Below are 13,475 nucleotides of genomic sequence, written 5' to 3'. Positions count from 1 at the left end.
TCCTTATAAAAGTGTATGCCTTGTCGTTTGACTAGAAAAAAACGTCTTCAATAACCAGGTGATCAAAGCTAAATTGACAATAAATAGTGTGAGTGGATACACAACCGACACCCATTGCGGTGAGAGCCACTGAAGGCTCGACGCCCCTAATGAAGCTCCACCGACACTCATCAAAGCAGGACCAATTGTATTGACCGCGATTGTTCCAATAAAGGCGCCAAAAGAGAGAACAACGATAAAACTTGTTATATATTGTGCTGTTATATCTGTTATAGAAAATCCAATTGTTCTTAACATGTTGTTCCGGCTTGAATCTTTCGCCTTTAACATGTGCAGAAACATGAAAAGCATTAAGCTGGCGGTTCCAAAGGCAGCTAATGCAGCAAAAAATGCAACGACTTTTACGATAGCTGCTGTGCTGCCGATCGTTTGATGAACGTATTCTTTCATATCTGTCACTTTTGCAGGAGATGCCTTTTTTTTAAATATTACCTTTTTATCTGCAATATTTACTCTTGGTTTTAGTTGGATTTGAATGGTTTTCCAAAGAGCTGATTGAGGAAATGGCTGTGATATTGCTTTTGCTGTTTTGCCTCCATTGGTGACGTCCTGATAAATACCTGTCACCGTTCTTTGCGTTTCATGCCCGTTAGTTACGAGAGTGATTCTTTCTCCTATCTTTTTCTGAAGTGAATCCGCATTTAACACGGATAAGGCAATTTCATCATTCTTAAAAGGCTGCCGCCCTTGTAAATAGGTTAGTGGAAATGCTGAGAGCTCACCTGTTTCTAAGTAGAGCGTTTCTAATGTGTTCTCCTTTGATTTCGCCTGAAGAGAAGTAGTTTCATAGATGGCTGCTGTTTGAATGCTCTGATCCTCACGAATCATTGATTCTATTTCGTTTGTATTTTTCGCTAGATGATTTCCTTGGCGTATATCAATTCGAAGGTCACTTTTACCAGAGCCAAGGTAGGTGATGAAATTCGGTGATTGTAAGGTATGCCATAGCTGAATAGGCATCAGCATTAAAAATGTACAAAGTGCAATAATACAAGTAATCGTTGTGTACAACTTCTTTCGTGATATCAGGTCTTTTAAACCAAGCCAAATATGGATCGGTATAAACCTGCTTTTCTTGAGGTGCATAGGTGTTTTCTTCTTATGATTCGGTGAATTGATACCACCTTGAAGGGCTTGAGCAGCTGATATTTGACCAAACTTTCTTAGGACAGCATAGCTGCAAGAGATGACGATCATTGCCGTCATAATAGAAACAAAAAGCGGGATTAACAAATGAATAAAAGAAGGCTGATTCCCCATGTATTGCTGAATATTGGCCGTAAACATATCACCAAATATAAGTGTTAACACATAGCCTGCTATACATCCTGCACAAGCAAGCACGGCATACTTTCCAACGTATAATTGCTTAATTTTTGTTAAAGGAATCCCAATTACCTTCAGTATGCCAATTTCACGTTCATCTTCTTCTATAGAAGCTGTCATAGCAAGATGGAGTGAGAGAAGGGCTATACTAATGAGCAGCAGGCAAACAAGCAGGAGAATGGCAATCACCATTCCATCTGTTAATGCATTCAGCATACGCAGCAAAGGCAGTGTGACAACTGGGCCTTGTTGTGGCAGCTGTGATGATTGGTAGATTGCTTGAAAAGCATCTGTCTGCGCGGCATCATGCAGTAAAAATTCGATTAAGTACTCTTTTTGTTGAAACACTTGATTTATTGCATCCCAATCCTCGTTATGAAGAAGAAATCTTTTTGAACTGACAAGACTGGGGTTCATTTGTGCATCTCGCAAGAACGCTTTGATGCGAAAGGTGAATTGATTCGCCCCTTTCTCAATCAGTAACGTTTCACCTATGTTGAGATGATACTTTTGTTGGAAATAAATTGGGACAGCCACTTCACCTTTATTGACAGTGAGCTTTTCGTTTTGGTGATTTAAAAGAAAATCAAAATTGCGATTTTGCTTCACAAATAAAAGATCCATCACACCTGCTTTGGCAGGCTCATGTCCGAACCTGATGTTTGCATGTTCAATTGGTATCATTGGGACGATTTGATGAGCTTTTACCATGGACTGCTTCCTTGAAAATGCTTCAATGTCTTTTTCATTTAGGTCGCCGTCATGCATTTGGACAAAGTCTGGCGCTTTAGCAGAATGGAGCAGGCCAGAAATGGACCCATTCAGCTGTACTGTCATTTGAGCTGCACTTGCTGCGAGAAATGAAGTCATCATGATACAAATAGTTAAACCAATTGAAATAAGACGGTGGCGGGTTAAGTCTTTCTTTATAAAGGCGAATCTCATGAGGCTGATTCCCCTTCATGTTGAAGCATATTTTTTGTTAGATAGGCTAGGGCAAACATGAAAATACTGACGATTAACACAGTCACATACATGTTGGCTGAAAACGTATTGAACAAGAACCCATACATCATTTGACCAAGAGGAACTGCACATTGAGAAACCATTGTTAGGTTGGCCATCACTTTTCCTAATTGGTGATTTGGTGTTTTCTTTTGAATATGTGATATCACAACGACCGAGATCATTGTAAGCAGCACAGCAATTGGAACACATCCTGCCAAAAAGAGGAAATAAGCTGGATAAGTGCCAAATTGTAGAGCCATAGTCGATGTTGAGAACGCCACAGGCAGCAGGATGATGGCGATGACAAGCATCCAGCGATATAAAGTAGGAATGCGCCAATGCTTCGCTACAAGTCCAACTAGCAGAGCACCTGCGATGACAGCGAACTCAATCAAGCCCATTCCTACTCCATACATGATGTCACTGGTTTTCATTGTGATCCTTAAAATGATTGGGCCACCTACGATAAAAAATGGTGTAAGGATGAAATTTAACATTGCAGCAAGCAGCATGGTTCTTTTTAGAAACGGCTGGCTGCCGATATAAGAAAATCCTTGTTTCATATCTTTTATGAGCACTTTGCCCATAGAATCTGTCAGCGGACTAGAGGAGAAGGGTATTTTTAAACGTAAGAGCATGCACGCAGATAGGAAAAATACGATGGCACTGGCACCTATAATGAATTGACTTCCAATCATTCCGTATAGAACTCCGCCGATAACAGGTGCGAGAACACCAGAAAGTGCCTGAACGCCATTGACGATGCCGTTGGCTTGTTCTAATTGATCTTCTTTCACTAGCTGTGGAATGCTGGACATCACAGTAGGTGCATAAAACGTACTCATCACACCAAGAAGTATCATGACAGCTCCTATCATGTAGAGTGAATCATTTCCAGATAATAACCAGAAATAAAAAGCCAGAATCATGATACCGGTGAGGACATCAAATAAAATCATCAAGTTCCTTCTGTTAAACCGGTCAGCGACTGCACCAGATAATGGAGAAAGGAGAAACGGGATATTGGATAAAGCGAAAAGTAAGGCAAATAAATCAACTCGTTGTGTCATATCCAGCACATGTAAAGATAGAACAAACCGAATGAGAGAAGATCCGAAAACGGAAATAATCTGTCCGAGGACGAGGTAGATAAAGTGGGATGAATCTCTTTTGAATAATACATTCATAAATATCACTCTCCTTTTAGACCGACCGTCAGTCTATAATGTATGCAGGATTGGTATTGAAGTGACCAATCACTGATTATTTTCATCCGGCTCTCCAGATAATCGCTTCAGCAGGAAGGAAAAGCTTCCCTTTTCTGCATGCAATGAGGATTCGAGTATATCGATAAAAGCTAAAGCGCGTTGTATACTTTCTTCGGCTGACCATTGAAAGAGGCCTTCATCAAATATGACCTGTGCAGAAGCAAGAAGGAATTCAACCGTCTCTTGCGGATACTTCGTTTTGAATGTCCCTTCCTCTACACCTTGCTGAATGACATCTGCCAACACTGGTGATAGTTCTTTAATGGCTTTGATTAAGCTTTTTTGATGCATTTCTGCATTAGAAGGCTGATGGAACTGATCGATCATCCCCTGTTTATGGCTTCCTTGCTGAGGTGATTGCGCCATGATGATACGAAATAGTTTGTCAACGACTGGAAGGTCTGGATTAGCGGCAATACGCTTTGCCACGATGATATCTTCTTTGATGATCCTGTCAATAATGGCATCCATTACTTCTTCTTTGGATGCAAAGTAGTAATAAAAGGTGCCTTTGGCAATGCCAACGGCTTTTAATATGTCAATAATCGTTGTTTTCTGATAGCCTTTGGTTGAAAAAAGCGCTTCTGCTGCGTTTAATATGTCATTTTTACGTTCCTCAGGATGTTTAACGGTTCTCATAAAGCCATCCTTTCTTTTAACTAGACTGTCGGTCGGTCTTTGATTTGATTAAACACTTTTTAGGGTGTCTTTGTCAATGGGCTGGTTAAACACTTTGCATTTATTGTTCGAAGACACTATGATACATTGAATGAAAAACACCTTCAGGAGAGATGCCTCATGCAATTTTTAACCAGTGAATTGGCTCAAGAAATGGTTGAACGTACGATGCATATTTTACATAAAAACATCAATGTGATGAATGCAGCTGGTGTCATTATTGGTTCTGGTGAACGAAACAGGATCGGCCAGAAACATGATGGTGCACGACTTGTGCTGACAAGCGGGAACAGTGTGGAAATTGACCAGGAGACCTCCTTGCGCTTAGAAGGAGTGAGACCGGGGATCAACCTGCCTATTTGCTTTCATGAACAAGTAGTTGGTGTGATTGGGATTACTGGTGAGCCAGAGGACATTCGGCATCATGCCGAGCTGGTGAAGATGGCAGCTGAACTGGTGTTAGAGCAATCTTTTCTGCTCGAACGGGTTCAATGGCGTCATCGAATAGAGAGTGAAATTGTCAATCAGTTGATTTCATATTCTGATGTTGGGGATCATCAGCTGAAAAATCGAGCTGCTTGGCTGGGAATGGATTTAGACAAGCGCCGAAGGGCTATTGTTTTTCAGCCAGTTCCATCCTCAGAGGATGCTGTTCATAAATTGATGCATGCGATTCAATATGATAAGAAGGCGGATGATTTACTTGGTATGACCTTTTGTCATGAATTGATTCTTTTAAGTCATTCCATACCTGAACATCAATTAAAGCAGGTGGCAGGTCACCTGCAAAGAACAATGCAAAGAGCAATAGGAGGCCAAGTGTTAGTGGGGATAGGGACTGTCGCTGACGACATCAGCCAGCTGCCAATTTCTTTTCAGCATGCGAGAGAAGCTCTGAGATTAGGGAAGGCTCTTGATCCGGAAGAAAGCATGTATTTCTTTGAGTCTTATCAGCTGGAAAGCGTATTTATGATTGCGGGAATTGCTGAAAAGAAAAGTCGATGGACTGACTTTTACAAGCCGCTGACACAAGAAGCAGAGCTCGCCCATACATTAAGGGTTTACATTCAAGAGGGCGGTGATTTGCAGAGCATTGTTGATCGTTTATTTATTCATCGGAATACATTGCGTTATCGTTTAGACAAAATTCAAGAATTGACCGGAAAAGACCCTCGTCATGTAAAACAGTTAATCGAGCTTTATATGGCGCAGTTAATGAATCAATTATCTTGATTGTGCAAATGCACAATTGAGTAGAGCGATAAATGCAAAAAGTTCATCCAGATTCACAACACAATCCCTTTGGGTAAACGCTTACAATTGGAGAAAGATATTTTTGGGGGGATTGAGGATGAGTGGAGATGTAACGGTAAGTACTCTGGGAGCTATGGCGGCGCTTTTGATCGCGATTGTTCTCATTCTAAAAAAAGTATCACCTGCTTATGGCATGCTGGCAGGTGCATTTATAGGCGGCTTGGTTGGCGGTGTAGATATTGTTCAGACCGTCAACGTCATGATGGAAGGTGCTAAGGACATGATTCCGGCTGTCCTTAGAATTATGGCGGCAGGTGTACTGGCTGGTGTTCTCATTGAGTCGGGTGCAGCGTTATCGATCGCTGAGGCCATCGTGAGAAGGCTTGGTGAGGCGAGGGCACTATTAGCACTCGCACTTGCAACGATGATTTTAACAACAGTGGGCGTTTTTGTAGATGTTGCGGTTATTACGGTAGCGCCCATCGCACTTGCCATTGCCAAACGCGCAACGCTCTCAAAAACAGGAATTCTTCTTGCTATGATTGGAGGCGGGAAGGCAGGAAATATCATGTCACCGAATCCGAATGCCATTGCCGCTTCAGATGCTTTTGGTGTACCTCTGACTTCAATGATGGCTGCGGGTGTCATTCCAGCTGTGTTCGGGCTGGCGGTTACATATGTATTAGCTAAAAAGCTTGCAAACAAGGGGACACCCGTTCTTGAAGAGGAAACCGGGCAAAGTAAAGTTCAAATACCTGCTTTTTTTCAAGCACTGGCTGGTCCGCTGGTTACCATTTTATTGTTGACTTTAAGGCCGCTTTTTCAAATCAATATAGATCCAATGATCGCCTTACCGATTGGAGGGATTGTGGGCGCTCTTTTCATGAAAAAAGGGAAATTTCTCAATGATTATGCGATGTCGGGGCTTCATAAAATGTCAGGTGTCGCGATCATGTTATTAGGGACAGGTACATTAGCAGGAATCGTATCGAATTCTTCCTTAAAAGATGTGTTTATTCAGGCACTGGATGCATCGGGTTTACCTCCATATTTACTTGCACCAACTTCAGGGATATTTATGTCAGCCGCTACTGCTTCGACAACAGCAGGAACGGCGGTAGCGAGTGGTGTGTTTAGTGGAACACTGATTGGGCTTGGTGTGTCTGCTCTTTCAGGGGCAGCCATGATTCATGCCGGCGCAACAGTGCTTGACCATATGCCGCACGGAAGCTTTTTCCATGCAACAGCAGGAAGTGTTCAAATGGATATTAAAGAGCGTTTGAAGCTCATGCCTTTTGAATCGTTAATCGGTTTGACGTTAACCGTTATATCGACCATTATTTTTGGCGTTTTCCAGCTGTTTGGCTGAGGACATGATAAGAAATGAGGGGCTGATAGGATGAAAATTGTGATCGCACCAGATTCATTTAAAGAAAGTTTATCTGCTTATGAGACAGCATGTGCCATTGAGCGAGGATTTCGTTCTATTTTTCCAAACGCAGAGTATATCAAACTGCCAATGGCAGATGGCGGAGAGGGGACTGTTCAATCGTTGGTTGATGCGACGGGCGGGCACATTGTTCATCAAGTGGTGACGGGCCCGCTTGGTGAGCCTGTGGATGCTTTTTTTGGCATGTTAGGAGACAGTCAGACTGCTGTCATTGAGATGGCTGCAGCCTCTGGATTACATCTTGTGCCGCGAGAAAAACGTAATCCGTTATGGACGACTTCGAGAGGAACTGGTGAATTAATACTTGCAGCGCTGGATAAAGGAGCGAAGCATGTGATCATTGGGCTTGGCGGAAGTGCAACAAATGATGGCGGCGTTGGAATGATGCAAGGATTAGGTGCAGCTTTCCTAGATAACACAGGACATTCCCTGACGTCAGGCGGCGGGGCACTTCATCAATTAGCTTCAATTGATTTATCTGGACTCGATCCAAGACTGCAATCCGTCCGTCTGGAGGCGGCTTGTGATGTGGATAATCCTTTAACAGGTGAGAGAGGAGCGTCTGCTGTTTTCGGCCCTCAAAAGGGAGCAGATGAAGAAATGATTCAAGTATTAGACAAGAACCTTGCTCATTTTGCACGAGTAGCTGAAAAGCAGTTCAATGTATCCTTTAGAGAAGCAGCAGGGGCGGGAGCGGCAGGAGGACTTGGCGCAAGTTTATTAGGCTTTTTACAAGCCGATTTGCAAAGAGGAATCGATATTATGCTGAAGGCTGTTCATTTTGATGACGTTATCAAGGGGGCAGACCTTGTCATTACGGGAGAAGGCCGAATTGACCGGCAGACCATTTATGGAAAAACGCCAATCGGTGTAGCCAAAGCAGCGAAGCAGTATAATCTGCCCGTGATTGGCATTGCAGGCTCTCTTTCAAAAGACAGTGCAGTCGTACATGATCATGGAATTGATGCACTTTTTAGTATCGTTCCAGGTATTACCTCTCTTTCTGAGGCGATACGCGATGCGGAAATTCATGTAGAAAGAACGGCTCGGAATATCGCAGCTGTGTTAGAATTTGGAATAAAAAAGTAAACGATGAAAAATGTTTCCTTTTCTATCACATTCTTTCTATAGAAATGTGGTAAAATCGATATAAATGATGTAGAAAGTTGGAGGAAACAAAAAATGTCTAATCTACCGAATTGTCCTTCGTGCAGCTCACCTTATACATACGAGGACGGCAGTCTGCTGGTTTGTCCTGAGTGTGCGCATGAATGGTCACTTGAACAAGAACAAGCGGCAGAGGAACAGCTTGTGGTCAAAGATGCGAATGGGAACTTGTTAAGTGATGGGGACACGGTCTCTGTCATTAAAGACCTAAAAGTAAAAGGTTCTTCATCCGTTTTGAAAATAGGAACGAAGGTCAAAGGCATTCGTTTAGTTGAAGGCGATCATAACATTGATTGTAAAATTCCTAGCTTCGGCGCAATGAAATTAAAATCAGAGTTTGTGAAAAAGATATAATAAAGCATTAGAACTAGCCGATGTAGGCTAAATCTGAGCAAGAAATAAGTATAAGAATGTTGCTGTTGCGCAAAAAACACCTAAATTGTTAAAGGAAAACATATCCCTTAATAAATTAGGTGTTTTATATTTTTATGCAGTTTTTAAAATAATGAGAAACTATATAAAGGAATATCCGTAGATGTTATTGGAATAATTTAAATTTATAACTTCATAAATTAATTGAGCCTAAAATATAAATGGGAGATATGTATGGAAATTGGATATTTTAAGAAGCCAGTAATCAAAAAAACGACTAAATGTATACCAATTATTAATAAAGATGATATCAACATTGGATTTATAAAAAGATTTTATACAAATAAAGTTGAAAAGTTGATTGATCATATATTTGATGAGTTTTTTGTGAATGTTGAGGTAATGGATTCGAATGCTAATATAATTGTAAAGGCTATTGAAAATAAATCCCTCCATTCAATGTTTCGTGCAAACTGGGTGATAGAATGTAGAGATAATGGAAAGTTATTATTAGAAGATAGAACTAAAACCAAAATAAATCCAACGATGAAATTCATAATAAATGATACTATATATTATCTAAAGAAGGATTTTGCGAATAAACGTGTTAGAGTAGAAAACTTAGAGCAGACGATAGCTGAAATTACATACGATAAAATATTGCCTCCTGCAACAGTTAGTATTGAAAAAAAGGAAGGTGACTTATCTTTACATCTTATTGCATGCCTCTATTATATATTTATGTTAAGAGATTGAGCGGGCTCCCATTTTGAATCCCACGGTCTTTAAGCAATATAGAATTAGAGTATTTTAAATCATTACCTTAACTCTACCTTAAAAAAGGCAGATGATTCGCTAAATTTTGGCTAATCCCCTTCACAACTTTTGGGCATTGCTGTACCATATGGAAGTATTCTTCTATTTTTGACGGATCATGGTGTTTATCAGGAAATAGAATGATAGATGATACTTAGACAAAGAAGGAGAGGTAACGTGACGAACGTTTTAGAACTGCATAATGTATCTAGGCATATTCGCGGGAAAAAGATTGTTCAAGACTTGAGCTTTTCTGTCCAAGCGGGCGAAGTCTTTGGCTTCTTAGGACCAAATGGTGCAGGGAAAACCACAACCATTCGTATGATGGTCGGTCTTTCTCCCATTACATCTGGTGACATTCTGATTAATGGTCATAGTATTCAAACCTCCTATCAGCATGCCATCCAAGATGTCGGTGCCATTATTGAAAACCCAGAAATGTATAATCACTTAACGGCAAGACAAAATCTTGTTCACTTTGCCAGAATGAATGGGAAAGTGGATGAAGCGCGAATTGATGAGCTGTTAGAGCTAGTCAGCTTACAGCATGTTAAACATAAACGTGTGAGTACATTTTCATTAGGAATGAAACAGCGATTGGGCATTGCGCAGGCACTCATACATAGACCGAAACTGCTAATCTTAGATGAACCAACCAATGGACTTGATCCTGAGGGGATTCGAATGATACGAGATTACTTAAGAAGGCTCGCAAAGGAAGAAGGGCTGGCAGTTATTGTTTCAAGTCACCTCATGTCAGAGATGGAATTGATGTGTGATCGCTTTGCGATTATCCAAACAGGAAAGCTAGTTGCCATTGAGGATCAGCGTGCTGAGACGAAGCAGGATGATTTGGTTAATTATCGAATGAAGGTAGCAGCTGGGGAGCTTGAAGAAGCAAAGAAGCTCATTGGTGCATTTGAGGAAGGCGTCACTGTTAGAGACGAGGAGCAGTACTTATTCTTCTCTGTGCTAGAAGAAAAAATGCCAGAATTAATTCGTCATTTGAGCAGCGCGTCTATTCATTTGTACGAAATCAAAATCGAAAAACAAACCTTAGAAGATAAGTTCTTAAGCTTAACAGGTAAAAAGGAGGCAGACGTATGATTCGCCTCATTCAAAACGAGTGGATGAAGATCAGTTATCGTGTTGGTACTTGGATTATGGTTGGGCTTCTTGTATTAGGTATGGTTGCCACGCTGATCTTTGCAGTGAAAACAAATGACAAAAATCAAGCTTCAGGTGATTGGAAGACTGAACTGCAAGCGATCAATAAAGCAAATAAGGAAGAATTGAAAGAGGATAATATAGGATTTTATAAGAGATCCCTTGAAAGCGAAATAGCAATCAATGAGTATCGAATCAAGCATAATTTACCTCCTGTAGATCAATTCGGTAAAAATGCATGGACTTATGTGAAGATCAATGCTGATTTGCTTCAGCTGGTCGGTGTATTTGTGATTATCATTGCAGCGACAATTGTCTCGGCTGAATATAAGCATGGTACAATTAAATTATTACTCATCCGTCCACCATCAAGAATGAAAATTCTTTTATCTAAATACTTTACCGTTCAACTTTACTCTCTATTTCTGATCGCGGTCCTATTTATCCTGTCATTTATTCTAGGTGCGATCTTCTTTGGACTCAATCATGATTATGTGTACTTGTCCTATCAAAATGGTAAAGTCATTGAACAATCTCAGCTTGCAAATATGGTGTCATATTATTTGGCACATTGTGCTATGTTTGTTGTATTAGGGACACTTTCTTTTGCCATTTCAACGGTATTTAGAAGTGAGGCCCTTTCTATTGCGATTAGTGTGTTAGCTTATATTGTTGGAGCATCCATCACAAGCATTTTGATGTTCTTCTTTGATTGGGCAAAATACTTATTGTTTGCCAACGATCCTGCACAATATTTCGCGGAAACACCTACTTTTATCGAAGGTATGTCTCTAGGATTCTCTTTAATCGTCCTAGTCATCTATTGGGCTATTTTCTTAGCCATTGCCTTAATCGTCTTCCAAAAGCGAGAAGTGAAAACAGGTTAATTTAACTATTTAGGAGGTTTACACATGATTAAACGTAAAGGTGAAAAAATTATGGGGATTATTAGTATTGTCCTCAATGCCATTGGTGTTGGGTTTGGGGCATTAATCCTCTCCGTGGGTCCATCTTTTTATGATGAAATCAATGAAGTGTTAAAAGAGGAAGGAGAAACATTGCCGATCGAAACGCTTCAGGCTTCGGTTCATGCATTTGGTACTCAGTTCATGGTCGTTTCCGCAATTGCTGCTGTGCTGTCGATTGTCGGTGTGATTTTCTTGAAAACTGACCGCCGTGCCGTGCTATCAGGTATTCTTTTCTTGGTTTCTGCTGTGACTCTTTTAATTGGAACAGTTGGCCTTGCATTTGCTCCAATGGTTCTATTGTTTATCATTGGATTAATGTCTCTTATTAGAAAGCCGAATACAGACATTCACACAAGTGAATATCCTTCATAATGATTGAAAAGACATGCGCATATCAGCGCATGTCTTTCTTTTTAAATGATGCCAATCAGCATCGCCGCGAACAGAAGGATAATACTGAATCCCCACATCCAAAAGAAAGAGTAGCGGATGTGTTTCCCCATATCAACCCCTGCAAGACCTACAGCGAGCCAAACAGCGGGAGCAAGCGGGCTGACAAAGGTTCCGATAATGTTCCCAATCATCATGGCATATGCCGCAGAAGTACCTGGTACGCCAACTTCAGATGTAATGGATTCAACAATTGGCAGAAGGGCGTAATAATAGGCGTCTGTACTTGTCAGCATATCCAGTGGTACCCCAAACATCCCGACAATGATATGTAAAAATGGAAGCAGGAAAGCAGGTAGAATCTGAATGCTGTCCACAGCGATAGCTTTTAGCATTCCCGTTCCTTCGAGAATTCCTAGAAACGAACCTGCGGAGAAAATAACAGCGGCCATCATGAGTGCACTAGGTGCATGCGCCTTGATTCTCTCCATTTGTACATCCACTTTCGGATAGTTAATTAATAGTGCGAGAGAAAGACCAATCATAAACATATAACTAGCCGGAATCACGTTGAGTACAAGAAGGACAACAACAGCTATAAACAGAATGAAATTCACCCAAATCAAGTGATAGCGTTTTAAAGCAGCATCACCTGTCTCGCTAATGGATTGAATAGCCCGGTCCCAATCTGCGCCTTCTAATTGAACAGCAGCGATTTCATTTGCGGCGATTTTGACCCGAATGCGTTTTTCTTCTCTTTTTCCTAAAATAAATGCCATTCCTAATACGAGAACGACCCCAATGAGCTGAATGGGAATGAGCGGCACCCAAAGTTCAGATGGGTCCATATTAAGGACACTCGCTGCCCGTCCTGTGGGTCCAGCCCACGGCACCATATTCGTTAAGCCAGCACTTGTCCCGATCAATAACAGCAATAAGTACGGACTCATATGTAATTTTTTGTAAAGTGGAAGTAGTGCAGGTACAGTTAATAAAAATGTAGTCGCTCCTGCTCCGTCTAAATGAGCGATGACTCCTATTAGAGCTGTCCCCATCGCAACCGTGACAACATTTCCCTTTGTCAGTTTAATCAGCGTTTTTATTACAGGTTCAAAAAACCCTGTATCTTGTAAAATGCCAAAAAATAAAATGGCGAAGATGAACATGGTCGCCACTGGCAGTACTTTGATAATCCCTTCTTCAAAGAATGATTGAATGTCATTAATCCCAAAGCCTGCAATGAATGCCCCAATTAAAGGCACCATGACCATGGCGACAATTGGACTTGCTTTCCCCCAAATCAGCAGCACAACAATCGTTAAAATAATCATCAAGCCAACAAACGTTAACATAAGCCCCTCCCCCTGCAAATAAACCGTTTACATTTATCTATACTTTCCATCCAATGCATTCCCACAGGTGCATTGAAAAAAAAGAGTATCAAATTTATGAGTATGAAGCAACCGCTTTCATACCTATACAATGGTAAAAAAGGATGGAGAGACCAGTCGTGGTGCGGTATCAAATCTTGTAAAAAATTTATATAAAAAA

At 41.0% G+C, this 13,475-nt stretch carries 12 protein-coding genes; 8 read left to right on the top strand and 4 right to left on the bottom strand.

The window, feature by feature from the left end; all coding sequences use genetic code 11:
• Positions 1-3: 3 nt before the first annotated feature.
• From ACP69X_RS04250 to ACP69X_RS04240, 3 genes are all read right to left on the bottom strand, one after another.
• Entirely contained in the window at positions 4-2,331 is a 2,328-nt protein-coding gene (locus ACP69X_RS04250) for an FtsX-like permease family protein (protein WP_426052453.1), read from the bottom strand.
• Positions 2,328-3,581 carry an MFS transporter gene (locus tag ACP69X_RS04245; RefSeq protein ID WP_269102907.1) on the bottom strand — a complete coding sequence of 418 codons (1,254 nt, stop codon included), beginning with the start codon at positions 3,579-3,581 and terminating at the stop codon, positions 2,328-2,330. Before ACP69X_RS04245 ends, ACP69X_RS04250 begins: the two co-directional genes overlap by 4 nt.
• Positions 3,582-3,650: 69 nt before the next feature.
• Positions 3,651-4,301: a TetR/AcrR family transcriptional regulator gene (locus tag ACP69X_RS04240; protein ID WP_411264165.1), complete on the bottom strand. Its 651-nt coding sequence runs from the start codon at positions 4,299-4,301 to the stop codon at positions 3,651-3,653.
• A 159-nt stretch (positions 4,302-4,460) separates the two neighbouring features.
• Between ACP69X_RS04240 and ACP69X_RS04235 the strand changes: the two genes are divergently transcribed.
• The 8 genes from ACP69X_RS04235 to ACP69X_RS04200 all read left to right on the top strand — a co-directional run bounded on the left by ACP69X_RS04235 (position 4,461) and on the right by ACP69X_RS04200 (position 11,906).
• The gene (locus ACP69X_RS04235; protein ID WP_305961112.1) at positions 4,461-5,573 is read left to right on the top strand and encodes a CdaR family transcriptional regulator; all 1,113 of its coding nucleotides are present in this window, start codon (positions 4,461-4,463) and stop codon (positions 5,571-5,573) included.
• Positions 5,574-5,691: 118 nt separating this feature from the next.
• Entirely contained in the window at positions 5,692-6,963 is a 1,272-nt protein-coding gene (locus ACP69X_RS04230) for a GntP family permease (RefSeq protein ID WP_073979547.1), read from the top strand.
• 30 nt (positions 6,964-6,993) lie between these two features.
• Positions 6,994-8,133 carry a glycerate kinase gene (locus tag ACP69X_RS04225; RefSeq protein ID WP_411242487.1) on the top strand — a complete coding sequence of 380 codons (1,140 nt, stop codon included), beginning with the start codon at positions 6,994-6,996 and terminating at the stop codon, positions 8,131-8,133.
• A gap of 93 nt (positions 8,134-8,226) precedes the next feature.
• A complete protein-coding gene (locus ACP69X_RS04220; RefSeq protein ID WP_024423969.1) occupies positions 8,227-8,565 on the top strand; it encodes a zinc ribbon domain-containing protein YjdM in 339 nt (112 codons plus the stop codon).
• Between the two features lie 252 nt (positions 8,566-8,817).
• Positions 8,818-9,339: a tubby C-terminal domain-like protein gene (locus ACP69X_RS04215; RefSeq protein WP_269102905.1), complete on the top strand. Its 522-nt coding sequence runs from the start codon at positions 8,818-8,820 to the stop codon at positions 9,337-9,339.
• 237 nt (positions 9,340-9,576) lie between these two features.
• A complete protein-coding gene (locus ACP69X_RS04210; protein WP_041087465.1) occupies positions 9,577-10,506 on the top strand; it encodes an ABC transporter ATP-binding protein in 930 nt (309 codons plus the stop codon).
• Positions 10,503-11,453 carry an ABC transporter permease subunit gene (locus tag ACP69X_RS04205; protein WP_426052452.1) on the top strand — a complete coding sequence of 317 codons (951 nt, stop codon included), beginning with the start codon at positions 10,503-10,505 and terminating at the stop codon, positions 11,451-11,453. The genes ACP69X_RS04210 and ACP69X_RS04205 overlap by 4 nt, the downstream gene beginning before the upstream one ends.
• A 24-nt stretch (positions 11,454-11,477) precedes the next feature.
• Positions 11,478-11,906: a DUF4064 domain-containing protein gene (locus ACP69X_RS04200; protein ID WP_041087470.1), complete on the top strand. Its 429-nt coding sequence runs from the start codon at positions 11,478-11,480 to the stop codon at positions 11,904-11,906.
• A 41-nt stretch (positions 11,907-11,947) separates the two neighbouring features.
• Here the strand turns inward: ACP69X_RS04200 and ACP69X_RS04195 are convergent, their stop codons facing one another.
• Entirely contained in the window at positions 11,948-13,276 is a 1,329-nt protein-coding gene (locus tag ACP69X_RS04195; protein ID WP_041087472.1) for a CitMHS family transporter, read from the bottom strand.
• Positions 13,277-13,475: the final 199 nt, after the last annotated feature.

The organism is Bacillus sp. DC4300-2b2 (assembly GCF_049895685.1).
GTDB lineage: Bacteria > Bacillota > Bacilli > Bacillales > Bacillaceae > Bacillus > Bacillus safensis.
Note: the sequence above shows the minus strand (reverse complement) of the source record. Positions and strands in the feature narration are given on the sequence as shown.

Excerpts from the sequence above, each read along its gene's own strand:
- ACP69X_RS04250 (WP_426052453.1), bottom strand. The coding sequence starts at position 2,331 with ATGAGATTCGCCTTTATAAAGAAAGACTTAACCCGCCACCGTCTTATT.
- ACP69X_RS04245 (WP_269102907.1), bottom strand. The coding sequence starts at position 3,581 with ATGAATGTATTATTCAAAAGAGATTCATCCCACTTTATCTACCTCGTC.
- ACP69X_RS04240 (WP_411264165.1), bottom strand. The coding sequence starts at position 4,301 with ATGAGAACCGTTAAACATCCTGAGGAACGTAAAAATGACATATTAAAC.
- ACP69X_RS04235 (WP_305961112.1), top strand. The coding sequence starts at position 4,461 with ATGCAATTTTTAACCAGTGAATTGGCTCAAGAAATGGTTGAACGTACG.
- ACP69X_RS04230 (WP_073979547.1), top strand. The coding sequence starts at position 5,692 with ATGAGTGGAGATGTAACGGTAAGTACTCTGGGAGCTATGGCGGCGCTT.
- ACP69X_RS04225 (WP_411242487.1), top strand. The coding sequence starts at position 6,994 with ATGAAAATTGTGATCGCACCAGATTCATTTAAAGAAAGTTTATCTGCT.
- ACP69X_RS04220 (WP_024423969.1), top strand. The coding sequence starts at position 8,227 with ATGTCTAATCTACCGAATTGTCCTTCGTGCAGCTCACCTTATACATAC.
- ACP69X_RS04215 (WP_269102905.1), top strand. The coding sequence starts at position 8,818 with ATGGAAATTGGATATTTTAAGAAGCCAGTAATCAAAAAAACGACTAAA.
- ACP69X_RS04205 (WP_426052452.1), top strand. The coding sequence starts at position 10,503 with ATGATTCGCCTCATTCAAAACGAGTGGATGAAGATCAGTTATCGTGTT.
- ACP69X_RS04200 (WP_041087470.1), top strand. The coding sequence starts at position 11,478 with ATGATTAAACGTAAAGGTGAAAAAATTATGGGGATTATTAGTATTGTC.
- ACP69X_RS04195 (WP_041087472.1), bottom strand. The coding sequence starts at position 13,276 with ATGTTAACGTTTGTTGGCTTGATGATTATTTTAACGATTGTTGTGCTG.